The following is a 716-nucleotide window of genomic DNA, read 5'->3' on the forward strand; positions in this document are numbered from 1 at the left end:
TCGAGCAGCTCGGCCTCGCGGCGCGCTTCTTCCTCGCGGCGCTGCAGTTCCGCCTCTTCGGCGGCGACTGCTGCGTCGGCGGCATGATTCGATGCCTCCGCCTGTTCGGCGGACTCGTCGCGGCGGACGAACGTGCGCTTCTTGCGCACCTCGACCTGAATGGTGCGTGCCTTACCCGTCGAATCGGACTGCTTGATCTCCGACGTATGCCGTTTCGTCAGCGTGATCTTGCGCTTGTCCGCGTCGGTCGAACCGTGCGACTTGCGCAAGTGGTCGAGCAGACGCGCCTTGTCGGTCTCCGACAAGGTATCGGTCTCGCTCGCTTTCTGGACGCCCGCTGCCTGCAGCTGCTCCAGCAGCACGCCTGCAGGCATTTTCAGTTCCGCGGCAAATTGGGCTACGTTGTTACTCGCCATTCATTCCTCTTAATGCAAGGACCGATTCCTTGCGGTTGACATCGGGTCATGCGGCCTTCGGCGCCTCGCATCCTGCAAGGCTCCGCCGCGTTCAGTTCAGTGGGTCATGGTCGCTTCCTGCTCGTCGCGCACCGGATCGTGTCCTGGGGCATCGCGCCCCAGAAATCACTGGAACCAGTGCTCACGTGCCTTCATGATCAACGCCTTGGCGGCGTCCTCTTCCATTCCCGTCATTTCGACCAGTTCGTCCACGGCCAGCTCTGCGAGCTCGTCGCGGGTGTGAACTTCATGCTGCGCGAG

2 protein-coding genes are annotated in these 716 nt (G+C 62.7%); both read right to left on the bottom strand.

What is annotated here, in order from left to right; translation table 11 throughout:
* A partial coding sequence (locus LDO54_RS01630; protein WP_436975467.1) for a translation initiation factor IF-2 associated domain-containing protein occupies positions 1-416 on the bottom strand: 416 nt, incomplete at its 3' end.
* 165 nt (positions 417-581) lie between these two features.
* Positions 582-716, bottom strand: a 135-nt coding sequence (locus LDO54_RS39140; protein WP_436975468.1) for a helix-hairpin-helix domain-containing protein, incomplete at its 5' end; no start/stop codon positions are given.

It is taken from the genome of Paraburkholderia tropica, from assembly GCF_914484835.1.
Classification (GTDB): Bacteria; Pseudomonadota; Gammaproteobacteria; order Burkholderiales; family Burkholderiaceae; genus Paraburkholderia; species Paraburkholderia tropica_A.